Annotated in this window: 16 protein-coding genes; 8 read left to right on the top strand and 8 right to left on the bottom strand. The window is 66.3% G+C overall.

The annotated features are described in order from the left end of the window. Positions 1-37: 37 nt before the first annotated feature. On the bottom strand, positions 38-1,162 hold the full coding sequence (locus ABQZ09_RS16440) for a slipin family protein (protein WP_349777394.1): 1,125 nt from the start codon (positions 1,160-1,162) through the stop codon (positions 38-40). A gap of 1,300 nt (positions 1,163-2,462) precedes the next feature. Beyond that, positions 2,463-3,110: an HTH-type transcriptional repressor FabR gene (gene fabR / locus ABQZ09_RS16435; protein ID WP_039411152.1), complete on the bottom strand. Its 648-nt coding sequence runs from the start codon at positions 3,108-3,110 to the stop codon at positions 2,463-2,465. Positions 3,111-3,203: 93 nt separating this feature from the next. Between fabR and ABQZ09_RS16430 the strand changes: the two genes are divergently transcribed. Together ABQZ09_RS16430 and ABQZ09_RS16425 are read left to right on the top strand one after the other, a co-directional pair. Next, positions 3,204-4,280, top strand: a complete 1,077-nt coding sequence (locus tag ABQZ09_RS16430) for a ferredoxin reductase (protein ID WP_349777393.1) — start codon at positions 3,204-3,206, stop codon at positions 4,278-4,280. 9 nt (positions 4,281-4,289) lie between these two features. Then, positions 4,290-5,411, top strand: coding sequence for a fatty acid desaturase family protein (locus ABQZ09_RS16425; protein WP_039411148.1), 1,122 nt, complete (start codon positions 4,290-4,292; stop codon positions 5,409-5,411). 399 nt (positions 5,412-5,810) lie between these two features. On the opposite strand, the gene ABQZ09_RS16420 is transcribed toward ABQZ09_RS16425, so the two are convergent. Then, on the bottom strand, positions 5,811-7,382 hold the full coding sequence (locus tag ABQZ09_RS16420; RefSeq protein WP_184557732.1) for an EAL domain-containing protein: 1,572 nt from the start codon (positions 7,380-7,382) through the stop codon (positions 5,811-5,813). A 382-nt stretch (positions 7,383-7,764) separates the two neighbouring features. Between ABQZ09_RS16420 and ABQZ09_RS16415 the strand changes: the two genes are divergently transcribed. Further along, positions 7,765-7,941, top strand: coding sequence for a hypothetical protein (locus ABQZ09_RS16415; protein WP_068835690.1), 177 nt, complete (start codon positions 7,765-7,767; stop codon positions 7,939-7,941). A gap of 405 nt (positions 7,942-8,346) precedes the next feature. Here the strand turns inward: ABQZ09_RS16415 and ABQZ09_RS16410 are convergent, their stop codons facing one another. From ABQZ09_RS16410 to ubiK, 3 genes are all read right to left on the bottom strand, one after another. Next, positions 8,347-8,856, bottom strand: coding sequence for a lipocalin family protein (locus ABQZ09_RS16410; RefSeq protein ID WP_349777459.1), 510 nt, complete (start codon positions 8,854-8,856; stop codon positions 8,347-8,349). A 220-nt stretch (positions 8,857-9,076) separates the two neighbouring features. Further along, the gene (locus ABQZ09_RS16405; RefSeq protein ID WP_349777392.1) at positions 9,077-10,636 is read right to left on the bottom strand and encodes a YifB family Mg chelatase-like AAA ATPase; all 1,560 of its coding nucleotides are present in this window, start codon (positions 10,634-10,636) and stop codon (positions 9,077-9,079) included. Between the two features lie 15 nt (positions 10,637-10,651). Continuing rightward, a complete protein-coding gene (ubiK, locus tag ABQZ09_RS16400; protein ID WP_349777391.1) occupies positions 10,652-10,936 on the bottom strand; it encodes a ubiquinone biosynthesis accessory factor UbiK in 285 nt (94 codons plus the stop codon). A gap of 153 nt (positions 10,937-11,089) precedes the next feature. Here ubiK and ABQZ09_RS16395 point away from each other — a divergent pair, with 153 nt between their 5' ends. Both ABQZ09_RS16395 and ABQZ09_RS16390 read left to right on the top strand, forming a co-directional pair. After that, on the top strand, positions 11,090-11,464 hold the full coding sequence (locus tag ABQZ09_RS16395) for a P-II family nitrogen regulator (RefSeq protein WP_349777458.1): 375 nt from the start codon (positions 11,090-11,092) through the stop codon (positions 11,462-11,464). 458 nt (positions 11,465-11,922) lie between these two features. Next, positions 11,923-13,896, top strand: a complete 1,974-nt coding sequence (locus ABQZ09_RS16390) for a glycoside hydrolase family 84 protein (RefSeq protein WP_349777390.1) — start codon at positions 11,923-11,925, stop codon at positions 13,894-13,896. Between the two features lie 219 nt (positions 13,897-14,115). Here ABQZ09_RS16390 and ABQZ09_RS16385 read toward each other — a convergent pair whose 3' ends face one another. After that, the gene (locus ABQZ09_RS16385; protein WP_184557720.1) at positions 14,116-14,772 is read right to left on the bottom strand and encodes an RIO1 family regulatory kinase/ATPase domain-containing protein; all 657 of its coding nucleotides are present in this window, start codon (positions 14,770-14,772) and stop codon (positions 14,116-14,118) included. Between the two features lie 559 nt (positions 14,773-15,331). On the opposite strand from ABQZ09_RS16385, the gene ABQZ09_RS16380 reads away from it, so the two are divergent. Together ABQZ09_RS16380 and ABQZ09_RS16375 are read left to right on the top strand one after the other, a co-directional pair. Next, entirely contained in the window at positions 15,332-16,138 is an 807-nt protein-coding gene (locus ABQZ09_RS16380; protein ID WP_039411135.1) for a putative outer membrane beta-barrel protein, read from the top strand. Positions 16,139-16,323: 185 nt separating this feature from the next. Beyond that, entirely contained in the window at positions 16,324-16,935 is a 612-nt protein-coding gene (locus ABQZ09_RS16375) for a PH domain-containing protein (protein WP_039411133.1), read from the top strand. A gap of 373 nt (positions 16,936-17,308) precedes the next feature. On the opposite strand, the gene speE is transcribed toward ABQZ09_RS16375, so the two are convergent. Then, on the bottom strand, positions 17,309-18,166 hold the full coding sequence (gene speE, locus ABQZ09_RS16370) for a polyamine aminopropyltransferase (RefSeq protein ID WP_349777389.1): 858 nt from the start codon (positions 18,164-18,166) through the stop codon (positions 17,309-17,311). Between the two features lie 234 nt (positions 18,167-18,400). On the opposite strand from speE, the gene speA reads away from it, so the two are divergent. Continuing rightward, on the top strand, positions 18,401-20,287 hold the full coding sequence (speA, locus tag ABQZ09_RS16365) for an arginine decarboxylase (RefSeq protein WP_349777388.1): 1,887 nt from the start codon (positions 18,401-18,403) through the stop codon (positions 20,285-20,287). Positions 20,288-20,413: the final 126 nt, after the last annotated feature.

Here is a 20,413-nt window from a genome sequence, read left to right as displayed (position 1 = left end):
GGCAGTGAGTGGCAGATCCTTCCGCCACGCGCAGCCTTCATTGCCTGATCGTCACCAACTGCTTCAGCACGCCATCCAGGCCGCCGAACACGGTGAGCTTGTCGATCTTTTCGGTGACCTTTTCCAGCGCCTCCAGTTCCTTCAAGCGCATCAGCACCGGGCTGTCTTCGATCAGCTTGGCGGTGTTGAGCAACGAACGCGTGGCGTTGGCCTCTTCACGCCGGCGGATGACGTTGGCTTGCGCCTGCTTCTCCGCCTGCACGACCGCATTGAGGATCTCGCGCATTTCGCCCGGCAGGATCACGTCCTTGACGCCGACGCCCAGCACCTCGATACCGAAGCCGCTCATGCTGCCACGCACATACCCGAAGATATCCGCATCCAGGCAGGCCTTGTCGCCCAGCAACTCGTCCAGCGTCTTGGCCGACACCGCACGGCGCAAGCCGTATTGCAACTCGCGGTACAGATAATCGCCCGCCTTGGCCACGCGCGTGCGCATCGCCACGGCATCGGTGACGCGCATGCTGGCGGCCAGGTTGACCCGCAACGACACCTTGTCGCGCGTCAACAGCTCCTGCCCGGAGACCTCGACCGACTGCACGCGCAGATCGATCACCTCGGTGGCGATGTTCTTCTGGAAATTCCAGAACGCGTATGCCCCCGGTCCGAATGGCGCGACCAGCTTGCCGTCCACGAACACCAGCCCTTGCGACTCGGCGGGCACGTCCATGCACACTGCCACCCGCGACAGCGTGCCGAGCTGACGCAATCTGCGCTGCACATCGGTAGGCACCTGCAGCCCATCGCCCAGCGGCAGGGTCTGCACTTCGATCGCTGCCGGGCCACGCCAGTACAGCGCGCGCGTGCCCGGCGGCAGCACCTCCTCAAGCTTGCCGTTGCGGATCAGCAGGCCGACCTGCGCGGTACCGATATCGGCCAGCACGAAGTGTTGCGGCAGGGTGCTGCCGAGCGTGTCGATCAGCATCTCCGCAGCGGGGCCGACATAGGCGCCCTGGGTGATGGCGTGGACGATGACCTCGCTGCGACCCAGGGGGTCGAACAGGCGATAGACACCGGGGACGAGCACGCGCTCGAACCGACGGTTGCGATACACCAGGCCGCGCTCGCCGTCACCGATCACGACCCTCTTGGTCCAGAACATGGCACTACTCCTTTCACATTTGGCGCTGGTGGTCCGATCCGGGGGGATATAGCCGTCGCGCCGCCCGGATCGGACTGCTGGCGAGACGTCTGCCGATGCAACGCGGCGTTGAAAGGTGGAAACGCCGGTGACGGCGGCCGTGCGGGGCGCGATGCGCTATTGGCGCTTGCGTGCGCGTTGCGGGCGCTGTGCGATGAACTGCGCAGCGGTTGCGAACGGTGCAGCGTGCGCGTTCAGGGCGAGGGCCCGGCAATGGCGCCGCTGCTGCAGGCAGTCAGGCGATGGGTTGCCTGTGTGCCTGCGGCATGGGCGTTTCCGTAAAGGGACTTGCGTCCCGAGAGATGACCGAGAAGGTCATGCATGGAGCGGGATTCGAACCCGCGACAGACAGATTAGAAATCTGTTGCTCTACCCAACTGAGCTATCCAGTGGTGAGTATTCCGGAATCGAACCAGGCCTGCGGATTGCGCCGCCGCTCCACCAGGAGCCGATACTCATAACAAGAAACATTGAGAAAGCGTTCGGTATACGCCACGGCATCGCCGCGCGCACCAGCTGGAATAAACTCCAGGCCGCTGAATCTCTTCCGCAGTGTTTCTGATCACCGTTTTATTCAAACGGTAATCTTGTATGTGCATGACCACGCGCGACCCGTGCCCGGCACCTGGGCACAGCGCTTTCGCGCCTGACCGCTTGCAACGTCCATGTTGCCGGGCAATCCATGCCCGGGTGCCTGGAAGGTCATCCACACGATGCGATGCGAACGCATAACGAAAAACGCCCCCGGATGCAGCATCCGAGGGCGTTCGCTTGCCTCGGAGATCGGGTGACCGATCTCCTCGTCAGGACATCAGTCGAATCGGGTGATGCGCACGGCTGCTTTCTTCGTGCGCACAAACGACGCCGCGCGGTGTGCGCTAGGCAGTCGATTGAATGTGGCGGAATGGAGCAGGGGCATGAGGTCGAGTCGGTGAAAGTGCAGGCGTACCTGCTGAGGGCGCGAACATTACCCGCGTCCTTTTCATTGCGCAAGCACTTTATGCAATTATTTTTTCATATTATCTTTCGGATAGTCGAAAGAGAATGCAGCTGTGTAACGACCGCAAGGCGGTATTGGATTTGATGCGACGGTCGGTGTCCGGCGATGACCTGATGTCAGGCATTGCAGATGAAGCACGCCGACAAACGTAGCAAGCATTTGTCCGGCGGTATGTACGGCGTGCTCAGCATCGGCGTGTACGCTGGTCCATGCGCCGATGCCGCTGCTCGTTCGCGGCAACGCCATCGCCAACGCGAACAATCAACCGCCGTGCGTGCCCAGGGTGCGCGCGCCGGTGAGGATCATGCGCAGCATCTGCGAGATCTGTTCGACCAGTTCGGGGTCTTTTTCCGGCGGTGAGTCCATCGCCACCGCGCCCATCGCAAATACCAGCCGGGTGATCGCCTTGGACACCAGCGCCGGCGCATGCAGCTTGGCATTGTCGGCGGCGGCCAGGCGGATCAGGTCCACCCGCAGCTCGTCTTCGAAGTAGGTGAGCTCGCGCTCCACCGCCTGCTTGAAGGCGTCCGAACCCACCGCACCTTCGCGCAGCAGCACGTGCAGCAACTTGTCGTCGGCGCGCAACTGCTCCATGAAGGCTTCCACCGAGACGCGGATGACGCTGCGGTCGGTGGAGGTGGCGCGCTGGCGGGCCTGGCCGATGATGGTGCGCAGCGAGCGCCCGGCCAGGTCGATCAAGGCCACGGCGAGCTCGTCCATGTCGCGGAACTGGCGGTAGAAGCTGTTCGGCGCGATGCCGGCCTCGCGCGCCACTTCACGCAGGCTCAGGGTGGACAGGCTGCGGTGCGGGCCTATCAGCGACAACGCCGCGGCGATCAGGTCCTCGCGTGAAATCGCCGGCTTGCGTGACGGCGGCGCGTCGTGGGAAGGCAGGGCGATGGAGGTCATGAGGCAGCAGCCGGGCGTGGGGATGAATCATAGCGCTTTCGGCCCATATACAACTGTATACACGGGTGTGCATGCATGCGTATAGTGCACCCTATGAGCCTGGCATCCACCTCCAAGTCCAAGTCCCCCCTGCCTGCACGGCTGGCGCGCCGCCTGGTGTCGCCGCAGCTGTTCGATTTCTGGGCAACCCGGATCAACCCGCTGTGGACGCTGGAGCGGCCGATGGCCCGCCTGGTCGGCCGCAGCGCCGCCAGCCGCGATGCGGTGACGCTGGTGTTGCAGCCCAATGGCCATTGGCAGGGTCTGCAGGCCGGTCAGCACGTCAGCGTTGGCGTGGAGATCGATGGCCGCCGCCTGCTGCGCAGCTACAGCCCGACCGTGCTGGCCGACGGCCGCCTGGCGATCACCGTCAAGGCGATCGAAGGCGGGCAGGTCAGCCGGTACCTGGCGCGCGATGCAGCGCTGGGCACGGTGGTGTCGCTGGACCCGGCCTTTGGCGACATGCTGCTGCCGGCTACCCCCACCCCGTTGCTGTTGCTGGCCGCCGGTTCGGGCATCACCCCGATGCGGGCGTTGCTGCAGGCCGCCGCACAGGCCGGCATGCCGGTGGACGTGGACCTGCTGTACTGGGTGCGCCAGCGCGACGAAGCCTGCTTCATGGATGAGTTCGAGGCGATGGCTGCGGCGCATCCGCGCCTGCGCGTGCGCCTTCTCACCACTCGCGAGGGCCAGACACCGGCCGCGCGCGTGGACAACTATCCGCTGGAGCAGATTGCCGCGCTGGACCAGCGCCATGCGATGGTCTGCGGCCCGGGCGGTTTTGTGCAGGCGGCGCGCGAGCGCTTGCAAGGGCGCGTGGCCGCCTTCCAGGCCGAAGCCTTCAGCGTGCCGGCACTGGACGAAAGCGAAGCCGGGCAGGTGCAGGTCCAGCTGTCACGCAGCGGCCGTACGCTCATCCTGCCGCGCGGCCAGTCACTGCTGGAAGGACTGGAAGCCCAGGGCCTGCGGCCGAAGCACGGCTGCCGCATGGGCATCTGCAACAGCTGCGCCTGCGCGCGCCAGTCCGGCACCACGCGCCACCTGCTGACCGGTGAGCGCAGCAACGAACCCACCGCACAGGTCCGCCTGTGCATCAGTGCCCCGAGCACTGACCTGATCCTGGATCTGTAAGGAACCCACATGAGCCGAGTCCACAACCGTGCCCTGTCCGCTGCCGAACTGCAGTCCTTCGGCGACGAACTCGATGCCATCCGCGCCCGCGTGCAGCGCCAGGTGGGCGCCGACGATGCGCGCTACATCCGCCGCATCGTGGCGGCCGTGCGCTGGACCGGCGTGGCCGGTCGCGCGCTGCTGTTTCTGGGCGCGTTCGTGCACAGCGTGCTGATCCCGGCCTGGATCGCCGGCGTGCTGCTGCTGACGTTGTCCAAGATCCTGGAGAACATGGAGCTGGGCCACAACGTCATGCATGGCCAGTACGACTGGATGGGTGACCCGCAGCTCAACGGCAACACCTACGAGTGGGACATCGTCGCCACCGGCGACAACTGGCGCAAGACGCACAACTTCAAGCACCACACCTACACCAATGTGCGCGGCATGGACGATGACATCGGCTACGGCCTGCTGCGCATCTTCCCCGAGCAGCGCTGGCGCCCGTTCTACCTGATGCAGCCCTTCATCGCGGTGGTCTTTGCGCTGCTGTTCGAATGGGGCGTGGCGATCCAGGACCTGCGCCTGGGCCGCTGGTTCGCCGGCAAGATGAAGGCGGCCGAATTGCGTGCCTCGTTCCTGCCGGTCGGCCGCAAGATCGGCCGCCAGATGCTCAAGGACTACATCGTGTTTCCGGCGCTGGCCGGCCCGTTCTTCCTGACCGTGCTGCTGGGCAACCTGGCCGCCAACGTGCTGCGCAGCATCTGGACCTTCGTGATCATCTTCTGCGGCCACTTCACCGCCGATGCGGAAGTGTTTCCGAAGGAGTCGATCCGCAACGAGTCGCGCGGTCACTGGTACCTGCGTCAGCTGCGCGGTTCGTCGAACCTGACCGGCGGCAAGCTGATGAACGTGCTGTCGGGTAACCTGAGCCACCAGATCGAACATCACTTCTACCCGGACCTGCCGGCCAATCGCTATGCGCAGATCGCCGTCGAAGTGAAGCAGATCTGCGCCCGTTACGGCCAGCACTACAACACCGGCTCGCTGCCGCGGCAGTTTGGCCAGGTGATGTGGCGGATCGTGCGGCATGCGTTTCCCAGCCGGCCCAAGCCGGTGCGCGAACGCAGCGGCGCATTGCAGAGCGCCTGATCGAGCGCGCTGCCGCTATCGCAAGGCCGCCATTGGCGGCCTTTCTTTTTTGCAGCGAGGCCGCGTGGCAATGGTGGTGGAGATGTCCAGTCCTGGGTTCTTGCGCGCAGGCTGGTCCGTTGTTCGGCCATGGGCAGCGCCCGTCGCTGTCTTGCGGCGATGGTGGCCAACACTTGGGCGCGCAGCTGGAGCAGGATGCGCTGCGCACGCAGCCTGGTCGGGCGCAGCATCGACTTTCCCGTCGTGGTTGGATGATCGGCTCGCGCGCGTCTGTCGATGACGCGCTCAGCGCCAGCCCATATCCGTCGGCGATGGGCGCGCGGCGCGGCGGCAGATCTGCCTTCGACCCACCGCTGCAGCGAGCCGACCCGGCACGTGCGGGTGATGCCGCCGAGTGGATCAGTGCGCCGCGCTGCGGGTCTGTGCGTGGTAGGCGATAAAGCCGGTTGCCGGCAGCGCGCGTGAGAACAGCCAGCCCTGCGCCAGGTCCACGCCATGCGCGCGCAGGTAATCCAGCTGTTCCTGGCGCTCCACGCCCTCGGCGATGGTGCGCAACTGCAGCGTCTTGGCCATCTCGATGATATGCGCGGTCACCGAACTTGTAGCCGAGTGGGTGCCGATGGTGTCCACAAACGACTTGTCGATCTTCAGCGCATCCAGCGGTAGCCCCTGCAGGTATTGCAGGCTCGAATAGCCGGTGCCGAAATCGTCGATCGACACCGTGTGGCCGGCGCCGCGCAGGTGGGTGATGGTGGTGCGCGCCGCGTCGATATCCATCAGGCTGCGCTCGGTCGCCTCTACCCACAGTTGTCCGCTGTCCACCCCGGTGCCTTGCAGCGCCTGCGCCAGGACCGACTGCACCCGGCCGCTCTTGATGTCGTCGGCCGACACGTTGATGGCCACATGCAGGGTCGGGTCGGCGGCCAGGGTGGGGCCGAGCTCGCGGATGACCTCGGCCACCACCAGGTCGGTGATCGGCAGGATCAACCCGCTTTCTTCGGCCAGCGGAATGAAGGCATCCGGCGGCACCAGCACGCCGTCGGGTTGCTGCCAGCGCACCAGTGCCTCCGCACCGACGCAGTGGCCGCTATCGAGCGAGATGATGGGCTGGTAGTGTACGATGAATTCGCCGCGCTGCACTGCAATCTCCAGCCGTGCCAGCGGCGAGAGGCGGCGCCGCGACACCCACAGCACCAGGCCCACCAGCAGCACGGCCACTGCGATGCCGGCTGGCATCACCTGCAGGCGTGCCGCCGCCAGCGGCCCGCGCAGATAGGCCGCCGGCTCGGTGACTACCGCCACCCAGTCCCCGCGGCGGTCGCGGCCGTACAGCACCTGTGGCTGCATGTCGCCGTCGGTGCGGGACGTGGCGGCGTCGGCGGGCGGCGCCACCAGCAACTGTTCGGCCGCGGTGCCGGTGCTGCTGAGCACCTGGCCGTCGGGCGTGCCGATCGCCAGCTGCAGGCCCGGCGGGATGTTGATGTCGGCCAGCGTGTTCGGATTGATCAGCACGTTGTAGTTGCCCAGCTGCAGCGCCATCAACGGATGTTGCGGATTGGCCAGCGGCAGCAGCCGGGTGGTCACTGCGATGCCGCGCTTGACCACGAAATCCGGAGCGGTCTGTGGAATGTTGTCGGGAAGTTGCCCCCACGAGGTGCAGCGCAGCCAGCGGTGCCGAAAGTGGCCCAGCTCGACGATGTAATGGCTGGTCAGCACCAGCGCGCGCATCTGCGCCAGATGGGCGGGCGAGCAGGGCGGCACCTGCGAGGCGGCCATGCTCAACAACGCGCCATGGGCTTCGTCGAAGGCCGTGTCGGTACGCCGGATCGACAGCGCCGCCAGTTGGCTGAGCCTGCTCTCCTCGCGCGACAGCGCCAGCCGCCAGGCCAGGTAATACGACAGTCCGATCGGGAGCGTTGCGCACACCACCACCAGCAGCACGGTCAGACTGATGATGCGTTGACGCTTCATGCCCTCACCCGCATCGACATACAGGCCAGCTCACGCACACGGCCTTGCGTGATGCCGGTGGCACAGCACGCATCGAGCCAGCGCCATGGCACTACCACCGCGCCAGGCAGTGCGCCGTAACGGCGTTAGGTGAACAACGGAAGTGGACGGATGAGGCTGCACGTCGCGAATGTACGACACACGCGTGCGTTGCGCGCGTCCGCGGAGCGAAGTCGCTGTGATTTTCTTGCGGCGGACCACGCAGGCACAGGGCGGCCGCTACGTTGGAGGGGTTCACGCGCCTGCACGCATGGGCGCGCTAGGGTCGGTGCGTCTGTGCTCGCCACCGCGGGCTGCGGGGCCACCCGGTCCCTTGCAAGGCGCTCTCACTGGAGGAATCACCATGACAACGCAGAAAGAACGCGTCGGCGGCACTGACGCAGTGCCGATCTTCAAGATGCATGAAACCACGCGCGATGGCGAACTGATCAAGTACGTGGTGGGCGATACCGGCGTGGCCTTCGATAGCCTGGAAGGTGCCCAGGCCGCGGCCAAGGATCTGGGCACCCTCAACGGGTAAACCTGCCGGGCCGTATGGCCACCCATCGCGCGCAGGAGCCGGTGCGGCCGGGGTCAGGATGGCAGTGCCGATCTGGTAGTGCTGTTCCGGCCCCGGCCGTTCTCATAAGGCTGCCGGTGGGAGAGGAAGGGTGTGGTGCGACATGCGCCAGCTCGCGCCGCAGGCTGGACGACGTTACGGCGGCTGTCGTCGCGGTCACGCCGGCGCGCCAGCCGAGTGCGGGTGACCTGCTGCGGCGTCGCATGTGCGGCTGCGTGGCACGAGGACGACGTCGTCGGACGTGTCCCGGATCAGTTGGCTATCCGTTGCACGCGCTTACACCCGGGCGCCGCAGGAGGCAGGTCGGAGCGGGGCACCGTGCAACCGCTCGGCTGTCGCGCAGCAGCGCTGGTACCTCACGGGTTTTCAGGGAAGCGGTTGTTCGGTCAACCGTCCGGTGTGTGGGGTGTGGATCAGCGGCGCCAGATCGAACCCCTGCTCGCGCGCCTGCGCCAGGTAGGCCTGGGCGACGTTCTCATCCAGCTGCGGCAGCCGCGCCAGCAGCCACAGGTACTTGCGATCGGGGCTGCCCACCAGGGCGGCGGTGTACTCGGGATCGATCCGCATCACCCAGTAGTCCCCTTTGGTGAAGGGAATCCAGCGCAATCCTTCGGGCAGGAACGTCACTTCCAGCCGGCCATGCGTGTCGTCGATGGCGCGGGCCTCTCCCACGGCCTCTTCCAGCTCGCCCGCCGCAGTCAGGCAGCGGTTCTGCACGCGCACGCTGCCGTCGTCCTGCAGCGAATAGTGCGCCGACACGTCGGTGCAGTCTGCATCCTCGAAGCGGATCGGCAGCCGTGCAATCTCGTACCAGGTGCCCAGATAGCGGTTCAGATCCAGCGACGGAACGGTGGTCAGGTCGGGATGTCGGCTCATGATGGCCTCTGCGCAATGGAGTGGCAGACGTTGTACGTGGAGCGCCATGAAGTGGATGTTGCGATGTCCCGCCTTGCGCTCGATGCGGCGACCAAGCATCGCGCGGCGCTGCCCGCAGTCGCGTATTACTGCCCGCAGTCGCACATCACTCAGGGCGTGCGGAAGCCGCTTGTGTTGCTCCAATCGCCGCAGCACGGTTCCGGCATTTCCGGCCGCCCCGCTAGGCCGCGCTGGCAGGGGCAAGCGCGCGATCGAGCTTGCGGTAGCCGATGGCCTCGGTCAGGTGGCGCGTCGCGATGACGGCACTGTCGTCCAGGTCGGCGATGGTGCGCGCCACGCGCAGGATGCGGTGCATCGAGCGTGCCGACAGTTGCAGGTGCTCGATCGCGCGCTCCAGCAGCAATTGGTCGTCGCCGTGCAGGCGGCAGTGGCGATCGGTGTCTGGCTGGTCGAGGCGTGCGTTGGGCAGCGGGCCGCGCGCAAGCTGGCGCTGCCGCGCGGCGACCACGCGTGCACGCACGCTGGCGCTGTCCTCGCCCGGGTTGCCACTGCGCAGCGCTTGCGGCGGCAGGCGCGGTACGTCGACATGCAGGTCGATGCGGTCCAGCAGCGGCCCGGAGATGCGGCTGCGATACCGGCGGATGCTGTCGCTGCTGCAGCGACAGCGCCCGCTGCCATCGCCGGCCCAGCCGCACGGGCACGGGTTCATGGCGGCAACCAGCTGGAACCGTGCCGGGAAATCCACGCTGCGCGCTGCCCGCGAGATCGTGACCAGCCCCGATTCCAGCGGCTCGCGCAGGACCTCGAGCGTCTGTCGTTGCCACTCGGGCAGCTCGTCCAGAAACAACACGCCGTTATGGGCCAGCGAGATCTCGCCGGGGCGCGGGTGCGTGCCACCACCGACCAGGGCGACCGCACTGGCGGTGTGATGGGGGGATCGGTAGGGCCGCTGCCGCCAGCGCGCCAGATCCAGCCCGCGCCCGCTGATGGAGCGGATGGCGGCGGTTTCCAGCGCCTCGGTATCGCTGGCGTCCGGCAGCAGGCCGGGCAGGCGCGAGGCGAGCAGGGTCTTGCCGCATCCGGGGCTGCCCACCAGCAGCAAGTGGTGGCTCCCTGCGGCGGCGATCTCCAGTGCGCGGCGTGCGTGCGGTTGGCCACGCACATCCGCCATGTCGGGCAGGGCCGCTGTGTCCAGGGTGGCCACCGCCAGCGCGGCGGCTGGTGCCTGCTGGGTACCGTTGAGCGTGGCGCACACCTCCAGCAGGGTGCGTGCGGTGAAGGCCTGGACATGCCCGGCAATGGCGGCTTCGGCGCCATTGGCCAGCGGCACGATCAGCCGCCGCCCGGCCTGCGCGGCCGCCAGGGCCGCCGGCAGCACGCCGTCGACGCCGCGCAACTCGCCGGTCAGCGCCAGCTCGCCGTCGACGCCGCGCAACTCGCCGGTCAGCGCCAGCTCGCCGAGGAATTCGTAGTCGGCCAGCGCCTGCCGGTCGATCTGCCCGCTGGCAGCCAGGATGCCGAGCGCAATCGGCAGATCGAAGCGACCGCCGTCCTTGGGCAGATCCGCTGGCGCCAGGTTGATGGTGATGCGCCGCGCCGGGAATTCAAACTGCGCACACAGCAGGGCCGCACGCACGCGTTCGCGCGATTCGCGCACCGCCGCCTCGGGCAGGCCCACGATCTGGGTGGAGGGGAGACCCCCGGAGAGATGCACTTCCACCCGGACCTCGGGCGCTTGCACCCCTACGCGGGCACGGCTGTGCACCAGCGCCAGACTCATGGTGGGCGGCTCAGCTCAGGGACTGTCGGCGCTGGCAGCGGCGCTGGGCGGTGCGCCCGCTGCGCGCGCTTCCAGTGCGGCGACGGCCTGTTCGAGCGCGTCGAGCTTTTCGCGCGTGCGCAGCAGCACCGCGCGCTGCACGTCGAATTCTTCGCGGGTGACCAAGTCCAGCTTGCCCAGGCCGACCTGCAGCGCGCCCTTGAAGGTACTCTGCAATTCTTCGCGCGATTGGCGCAGGCCCGGTGGCACCAGGTCGCTGAGGCGGCGGGCGAGGTCGTCGAGCTGATTGAAATCGATCATGGTGTTCTCCGCAGGTCCGTAGGAAGCCTAGTGCAGGCCGGGACACGCGGGACATCGGCAAGGCAGTCGGCAGGCGGTAAGGATAGTCCCATTCGGCTGTGGTCCGCGGTGACGGCGCTGCCGCATTAGATGAGTGTTGCCTGCGTCCACGGTATGCTGCGCGGCCGTCATGCCCTGGGATCCGTACCGATGAAAATGATCATGGCCATCGTCAAACCGTTCAAGCTCGACGATGTGCGCGAAGCGCTCGCCGGCTGCGGCGTGGCGGGCATCACGGTGACCGAGGTCAAGGGCTTCGGCCGGCAGAAGGGGCATACCGAGCTGTATCGCGGTGCCGAATACGTGGTCGACTTCCTGCCCAAGGTGAAGATCGAAGTGGCGGTGACCGACGACCAGGCCGAGCGCGTGGTCGAAGCCATCGTGGCGGCGGCCGGTACCGGCAAGATCGGCGATGGCAAGGTGTTCGTCTACGACCTGGGCACGGTGGTGCGCATCCGCACCGGCGAGCTGGATAGCGACGCACTGTAGGAGTGAGCGCACGCCGTAGGCCGAGCCTACGGCGGCATTGCCGGTCTCCGCGCGACCGTGATGCCCGGGTCGAAGGTGTCGGCATCAACGGGCCCGATCGACGACAAGCAGGCTCAGCGCGTGATGCCAAACGGTTCGCGCGACGGGGTCTGCGGCTGCCTGACGGCTGCCTCCATAAGCGACGCACCAGCCAGCGGCGCCCCTACCAGCACCGACAAGTATCCGTTGACCGCGAGTCGGCTGTCGCTCTGAGCTACGTAGCCATCTCGCCTCATACCATTTCAATACCGCAGCCTGCTGGCTGCGCGGCGCCGGTCCTGTATTGCGGCGATGCCTGGCGAAAGCAGCTTTCGTTACGCGCAAAACGGACTCGACCCATGGCAAAGCGATGCTCTTGTCCCCGCGCAGCGACGCGCCTACTCTAGGCGTTAATACCATTCCAATACCGGAGTTCGGACATGAAGCGACGCAGTGGCAAGTCGGGCTTGCGCCTGCTCCCGATGGTGGTGGCGCTGGGCCTGGCGACATCGGCGCTGGCCGAGCCGGTCACCCAGCCGGCGATCCTTCCGACCCCGGTGTCGATCACCCTGGATGGCGAGACGATCAGCCTGGGCCGGTCGGTGGTGCTGGTGGTCGCGCCGGGCGCGGACTCGGCCTCGGTCACGCTGGTGCGCAGCATCCTTACCACGGCCGGCGTCAGCAACATTGCCACCGCCACGCGCCTGCCCGCCACGCTGGACCGTCCGCACATCGTGCTTGGCACTGGCGATGCGGTAGTGGTGCGTGACGCGCTGACGCGCAGCAAGGCGGTGCAGGACACGCACAAGGAGGGCTACACGCTGGCCAGCGTTGCCCTGGATCGCGGCAGCCTGATCACCCTGGCCGGCCACGACGGCGATGGCCTGTTCCACGCCGCGCAGACGCTGCGTCAGCTGCTCGCGCGGCCGGCCATCCCGACGCTGGTGATCCAGGATTACCCGGCCATGCCGATCCGCGGCACGATCGAAGGCTTCTACGGTGCGCCGTGGTCGATGGCTGACCGCAGCAAGCACATCGATTTCCTCGCCCGTACCAAGGCCAACACCTATATCTACAGCCCCAAGGACGACCCGTACGCGCGCGATCGCTGGCGCGAGCCGTATCCGAAACCGACCTTGAAGGCGCTCGGCCAGCTGGCTGCCACCGCCAAGCGCAATCACGTCGATTTCGTCTACGCGATCTCACCGGGCCCGACCGTGTGCTTCTCGGATCCCGCCGACGCCAAGGCACTGCTGCGCAAGTTCGATGCGTTCCGCGCGCTGGGCGTGCGCAGCTTCTATGTGGCGCTGGACGATATCGAATACACCAAGTGGAACTGCGAACGCGACAAGGCCACCTTCGGTGAATCCGGCGCGCAGGCGGCGGGCATCGCGCAATCGCACCTGCTCAATCTGGTGCAGGCCGATCTGGTCGCGCGGCACGATACAGCGTCGGAATTGATCATGGTGCCGACCGAGTATTACGACGCCAAAGAGAGTCCATACAAGGAAGCGCTGCGCAAGCATCTGGACCCGAAGATCGTGGTGCAGTGGACCGGCACCGACGTGGTGCCGCCGGCCATCTCCATTCCCGATGCGCGCGCCGCCACCAAGGCGTTCGGCCGCAAGACGCTGCTGTGGGACAACTACCCGGTCAACGATTTCGAAACCTCGGCCGGGCGCCTGTTGATGGCGCCGTACGCGCGGCGCGAGGCCGGCCTGTCGGCCGAGTTGTCGGGCATCGTCTCCAACCCGATGAACCAGGAAGTGCCTAGCCGCGTGGCGGTAATGGGCTTGACCGCCTTCGCCTGGAACGACAAAGGCTACGACGCACAACGCACCTGGCATGCGGCGGCGCGCGATCTGGCCGGCGGCGATGCGCGCGTCACCGCGGCCTTGCTGACCTTCTTCGACACCCAGCACCTGGCGCCCACCTTCGGCAGCCAGCCGTGGCAGGAACAGGCGCCACGGCTGAAGGCCGTGCTCGACCATGTGCGCGAAGCGATCGCGCTGGGCGATGCGGCCGCGCGCACGCAGGCGATTGCCGAGCTGGCGCGTACGGCTGACGAGATGGCCGCCGCGCCGCAGATCATCCGTGACGGCGTGGCCGACAAGGGCTTTGCCGCGCAATCGCGTCCCTGGCTGGAGGCAATGGAAGGCTGGGGCCGCGCGCTGCAGCAGACCGCAGCCGGGCTGGATGCCGCCAATCGCGGCGGCACCGAGGCACCGGCATTGTTTGCGGACGCGGCTGCGCTTGCAGCCAAAGCGGCAGCCATTCCATCGATTCCCGGCGCCACCCGCTTCGGGGGCCCGGTCAAGATCGCCGACGGCGTGCTCGACCGCTTTGTCACCGATGCACCGAGCTTGATCGCCTATCGCACGCCGGCAGTTGCCGCTTCGGCAGCAGCAAAGTGATGGGTTGGTGCGCAGGCACCGCGACGCGCCTGGGTGACTGTTCGCGTCGCGGTGCAGGCAAATGCGGGAGCGCCCTAGCCATCCGCGTCGCAGCACGTGGTATGCACAGAGCACTCGGGGATGTTCCGCGCTGCAGATCAAACCGATGCAATCGGCGCAGCGGATGACGCCACAACGTTGGCCAGCCGCTCCAAAGCGGCTCCCGGTCAGCAGCGCGGGTTACGCAGCGCCTTTCAGACGCCGATACAGCCGCTTCCAGCCGCTGCGAACGGCATGCACCCAGCGCGGTTCGGCGCTGTGTGCGGCTTCGTCGGCCGTCGGTGCGATGCCGGCCAGGCGCTGGCGCATTTTCTGGAAGTTGGCCACGTCGCTGCGTTGCAGCTGACGCGCCAGCGTGCCGCGACGCAACCAGCGCGGGAATCGCCACGCCGAAGTGAAATCGATCAGCACCGGCACGCCCGCACTGACCACCACATTGGTGCCATGCAGATCGTTATGGGTGATGCCGAACGCATGCAGCCGGCGCAAGGCCTGCTGCAGTTGCTGGAAGACTTCCTGGCCCACCACCGCGCTGGCGCTGAGCGTGTCGCCGGGAATGAACTCCATGCCCAGTGCCAGCCCGCCCAGGGTGCCGAGCAGGGCCGGCGCATGCCGCCAGCCCTTCAGCTGTTCCAGCATCCTGGCCTCGTGGCGCACCATCAACCGCGCGACCGGTGCCAGCAGCGTGCGGCGGTAGCGGCCGTAGTCCTTGACCACCGCCAGCTGCCCATCCACGTGGGTGCGGTAGACGTCGGGTTCCAGCAGGCGGGTGCCCTGCTTGAGCAACACGGGCGTGACAACGTGCAGGCTGGACACGTCCAGCGGCTGGTAATGCATGACAGTTCTCCGGACCTTGGCGGCGCGGAGATGTCACGCGTTGCGCAGGTTCACGATGATCGCGAGGGATCGGTGTGCGCAAATTTAGAACTTGCCAGTATTGAAATTACCTTTATTTAACAAATGAAATGTTCCGGAAGTGGAACAGCGTTGCTAATCAAGTGCTTGGCGGCCCCTTCGCTAGGACTCTGTTGGCATCAGGTGGGCACGACAGGCACGCCGCGCGTGCGCGCGCAGAAAGCCGGCATCGGCGATGCCTGCTGCCTGCTTCGACCAGCGCCTGACTTGTGGTCGCTTCAACCAGGCGCGAGCGGTCACATACCTTCTTGACAGCTGGTGAGACTCCAGACACTGTGCCGGCTGCGGTCAGGGGGCTGCATCACGCGTTAGTACGGGCACGTTCTCAGGGACGGCGCCTGGATCGATGTCGCACGACATCCGGTGATGCCGGGAAAGCCCCCGAATTCGACAGCAACTGCGCCACTTCCAGACGCCGTCAGGTGACCCCTGCGTGCGCAAGGATGCGGGAACGATGGAGTACGACTCATTGGGGGAAGCGATGAAAAGGACCGCAACACTGCTGTTGGCCTGCACGGCCTTCGGCGTCACGGCACAGGCCTCGGCGCAATCGTTGTCGCGCGGCTGGGACAGCTACCGGCAACAGCAAAAGCAGCAGACCGGCACGCAGGACGCGCGCGCGCCGGTCGCGCAGTCGTCGCGCACCTCGCAAGCCGGCATCGGCGGCGCGCCGGCTGCCGTCGGTGGAAGCGGCACTGGCACTGGCGAATCCGGCGGATTCACCACGGTTACGACGCAGACGGAGATGGCAGCGCCGCCTGTGCCGGTTGATGTCTCTCCTGCGCCGATCGAAGACGACCAACGGCTCAAGAGCGGCATGTTCCTTGGCGTGCAGAGCGGCAAGGCCAAGGTATTCGACGGAGTCAAGCAGGACCTGTTGGGCTTCAATGTCGGGTATCGCTGGCGCGCAGGTCCGGTGACCTTGATCGGCATCGAAGCGGCAACCGGAAACGTCGATGGTTCAAAGGATGAGGATGGGTTTGTCGTCATCCCGACGGTGGACTTCGGCAGTGTTGGTGGAACGGCGCGCTTCAACTTCGGCGACGCTCCGGTATTTGCGCTCGTACGGCTGGGCTATTGGGGTGGCAAGGCCAAGGGAGAGGACTACGACGAGCGTGTGTATGGTGCCTACGTGGGCGCCGGGCTCGGCGTGGATATCGGCAGGCATGTCAGCCTGAGCGCGCTGTACACCAACTACGTGTATGCCGACGAGTATTACGACGACTACGAGGACATCACCATCAATCGTGCCGAGGTGTTGAGCTTCGGCGCCGAAGTCCGCTTCTGATTGCAGCGGCCAGGACCGCAAGGCGGGCGGCAGCGTCCGCCCCTGATCGTTGAGGCAATCGACCCAGTCAGCGTTACTGCCAAGCTGGCGGGGGCGTACCCAGGCCACCGACTCCCACGTTGCGGGGCGATCCATGCAAGGTGCTGTAGTGTCGTGCCCAACGGTGACAGTCGTTGGGAGGGCCTATGGACGCAGTGGCGCAGTTTTTGACAGACGAGCAGGACCCGGTGGCAGTCGGCAAGATCCTGCCCAAGGTCAGTGAGTTGCTGACCCGCGATGAGCAGGTCGAGTACATCGCCGTGCAGAAGAAGATGGTGATGAACCTGTCGCCGGATGCGGTGGTGCTGACCAACCGCAGGTTCATCGTGGTCTATCCCACGTTGTTCGGCATGACCTTCCGCGATTTCCCCTGGCGCGAGGTGCTCGATGTGCACATGAGCGAACAGATGCTCGGGGCGACCATCATGTGCCGCACCACCCAAGGCACCTCCGCCTCCATCGACAGCCTGCCCAAGAAGCAGGCGCGGCGCGTCTATGCCTATGCGCAGCAGGTGGAAGAATCCGCCTACGAAAAGCGCCAGCAGCTGGAGATCGACAAATTGCGTGCGGCGGCCGGTGGCGTGGTGGTGCATGCGCCGGGTGCGCACGGCGCGGCAGTGCCATCCCAGGCCAGTGCCGTTCCCGCCACAGACGATCCGGTGCAGGTGTTGAGCAAGCTGAAGCAATTGCTGGATGCGGGGCTGGTCACGCAGGACGAATTCGACGCCAAGAAGACGGAAGTCCTGGCCCGGTTATAGGCTGCGCGGTCCCGTACATTGGTCGGCAAGGCATGGGCAGCGGCATCGACCGCAGCGTGACGCAGCAATGGCGCGCAAGACCGATGCGTCCCGCGCACGGCTGCACTGTCGATCGAGCGCCGTTCAAGGGAATGTGAGCGGCGCATCGCCGCGTCATCGGCGATCGGTGCGCGAGTACGCCAGACGCAACGCACTGGCAGATCAGCCCGCGCGCTGCAGGCGCGCAGGCAGTCTCGTCAACGGGCGGCTGCCGGTAGCCCGGGGGCGTCACTGCCAGGCCGTTGCGGCCGGTGTCGTCAATCGGCCGCAACCATTCAAGCATCGCGCCTGCGCGCGCCGTCCGCGCCCGCAGGCGAAGGGTTGCTCGCCGCGCTTACTCGCCCAGCGCCTTGGCCACGAACGGCGGGGCGACCAGCACGCCGGTGTGCAGGTGGGCGGTGTAATACAGCGTGTCGAAGCCCTTGGCCTGCGCGGCATCCTGACGGAACGCGAAATCGGCCTTGGCCTGCTTGCTGGCCATGGTCACGCTCCACCAGCCGGTGGGGTAGCACGGCTGCGGGAACGGCAGGGTCTTGAACGACTGGAAGCCGGCCTTGCCCATTTCGGTGCGCATCTCGTTGATCAGGTCCAGCAGCGCCAGCGGCGATTCGGACTGCTGCACCAGGATGCCGTCGTCCTTCAACGCCTTGAAGCAGCTCTCGTAGAACGCCTTGTTGAACAGGCCCTCGGCCGGGCCCACCGGATCGGTGGAGTCGACGATCACGATGTCCACGCTGCCGGCCGGGCAATTGGCCATGTAGGCCACGCCATCGTCGAACAACAGCTCGGCGCGCGCATCGTGGTTGGAATCGCACAGCTCGGGAAAATACTTCTCCGACATGCGGGTGACCTGCTCGTCGATATCGCATTGGGTGGCGTTTTCCACGCCCGGGTGCTTGAGCACCTCGCGCAGGGTGCCGCAGTCGCCGCCGCCAATGATCACCACGCGCTTGGGCGCGGGATGGGTGAACAGCGCCGGGTGGCTGATCATCTCGTGATAGAAGAAGTTGTCGCGGCTGGTCAGCATCACCGCGCCGTCGATGAGCATCAGCTTGCCCCAGTCCGTGGTCTGGTAGATCTCGATCTTCTGGAACGGGGACTGCACCTCGTCCAGCTTGCCGCTGATGCGGAAGCCGATGGCCGACCCGGTGGGCTGGAAGTGTTCGATGTACCAGTTGTCGTTGGCGCTCATGCAAAGATCCTGAAAAGAAGGGGAGCTGTTCCTTCTCCCACGGGGAGAAGGTGGCGCAAAGCGCCGGATGAGGGTCGGGCGCAGCCTCGTGCAGTCAACCTGCGCGGCGGCTGAACCTGCATTCCACCCCGCTCCAGCAGGAGCGGGGCGTGAAGTCGGCGCGGATTGTAACGGACCCTGCGCATGCCAGGCGTTACACTTCACGCCCTTTTTTATTCCAGCCGAGACAGCGAAATGAGCGATTGGTCCCTCGACCAAGCCCGCAAGACCTACTCGATCCCGCATTGGGCCGATGGGTATTTCGATGTGAACGCCGCCGGCCACGTGGTGGTCAGCCCGACTGCCGATGGCCCGTCGGTGTCGCTGCCCGAGGTGGTGGACGCCGCGCGTGCGGCCGGCGCCAAGCTGCCGCTGCTGGTGCGCTTTCCGGACATCCTGGGCCAGCGTCTGGGCAAGCTGCAGGCGGCCTTTGCGCAGGCGCAGTCGGAGTGGGACTACGCCGGCGGCTATACCGCCGTGTACCCGATCAAGGTCAACCAGCACCGCGGCGTGGCCGGCACCCTGGCCGGCCACCACGGCGACGGCTTCGGGCTGGAAGCGGGCAGCAAGCCGGAGCTGATGGCGGTGCTGGCGCTGTCGCGCCCGGGCGGGCTGATCGTGTGCAACGGCTACAAGGACCGCGAATACATCCGCCTGGCGCTGATCGGGCGCAAGCTGGGCCTGCAGACCTTCATCGTGATCGAAAAGCCTTCCGAGCTGAAGCTGGTGCTGGAAGAGGCGCGCGCGCTGGACGTCAAGCCGGGCCTGGGCGTGCGCATGCGCCTGGCCTCGCTGGGCGCGGGCAAGTGGCAGAACAGCGGTGGCGACAAGGCCAAGTTCGGGCTGTCGCCGCGGCAGGTGCTGGACCTGTGGAAGACGCTGCGCGACACCGAGTACGCCGACAGCCTGAATCTGCTGCATTTCCACATGGGCTCGCAGATCTCCAACGTGCGCGACATCGCCAACGGCATGCGCGAGGCCACCCGCTATTTCGTGGAGCTTTCGCGCCTGGGTGCCAAGATCAGCCATGTGGACGTCGGTGGCGGCCTGGGCATCGATTACGAAGGCACCCGCTCGCGGAGCTATTGCTCGATCAATTATGGCCTGCACTCGTACGCCAGCAACATCGTGCAGCCCCTGGCCAGCGCCTGCGAAGAGCACGGGCTGACCCCGCCGCGCATCGTCACCGAATGCGGGCGCGCGATGACCGCGCACCACGCGGTGCTGATCGCCAATGTCTCCGAAGTGGAGCAGGCGCCGGAAGGCCGCGTGCCCGATGCGCACGACGATGAACCGGCGGCCATCCGCCACCTGCGCGAGATCCACGACGAACTGGATGTGCGCCCGGCGGTGGAACTGTTCCAGGAGGCGCAGCACTTCCATGCCGAGGGCTTGAGCGCCTACGCCCTGGGCCAGATCGACCTGACCCATCGTGCGCGTATCGATGATCTGTTCTATGCCATCGCGCACGGCGTGCGTGCGCGGTTGAGTTTCGACGAAAAGAGCCACCGCCCGGTGCTGGACGAACTCAACGAGCGGCTGGTGGACAAGTACTTCGTCAACTTCAGCGTGTTCGAGTCGATTCCGGATGTGTGGGCGATCGACCAGGTGTTCCCGATCGTGCCGATCGAACGCCTGAACGAAGCGCCGCAGCGGCGCGGCATCATCGCCGACATGACCTGCGATTCCGATGGCATGGTCAAGACCTACGTCGAGAACGAAAGTCTGGACAGCTCGTTGCCGTTGCACACGTTGAACCCGGGCGAGAGCTACCGCATCGGCTTCTTTCTGGTCGGTGCCTACCAGGAAATTCTCGGCGACATCCACAACCTGTTCGGCGATACCGACGCGGTGGAAGTGGCGGTGGATGGCGATGGCTATCGCATCGTGCAGCAGCGTCGCGGCGATACCACCGACGTGATGCTCGACTACGTGGGCTATCAGCTGGAGACGCTGCGCGCGACCTACGCCGAACGCATCGCCGCCGCGCAGCTGCCACCGGAGCGCGCAAAGGAACTGAGCGACGCGCTGGAGGCCGGGCTGACCGGCTACACCTATCTGTCCGACGAACCATTGGGCTGATCGTGCACGCGCTGCGGCACTGCCGTGGCGCGCAGTAGGGCGCTGGAGCCATGTCACGGCGCTCGCCTGGAACGGCAGCGGCAGCGGCAGCGGCTGCGGTGATGGCGCGATGATCGCGGTGCCGGT

The organism is Xanthomonas sp. WHRI 6106 (genome assembly GCF_040202405.1).
Lineage (GTDB): Bacteria > Pseudomonadota > Gammaproteobacteria > Xanthomonadales > Xanthomonadaceae > Xanthomonas > Xanthomonas cannabis.
The sequence above is the reverse complement of the archived record's forward strand: the minus strand, read 5'-3'. Positions and strand labels throughout refer to the sequence as shown.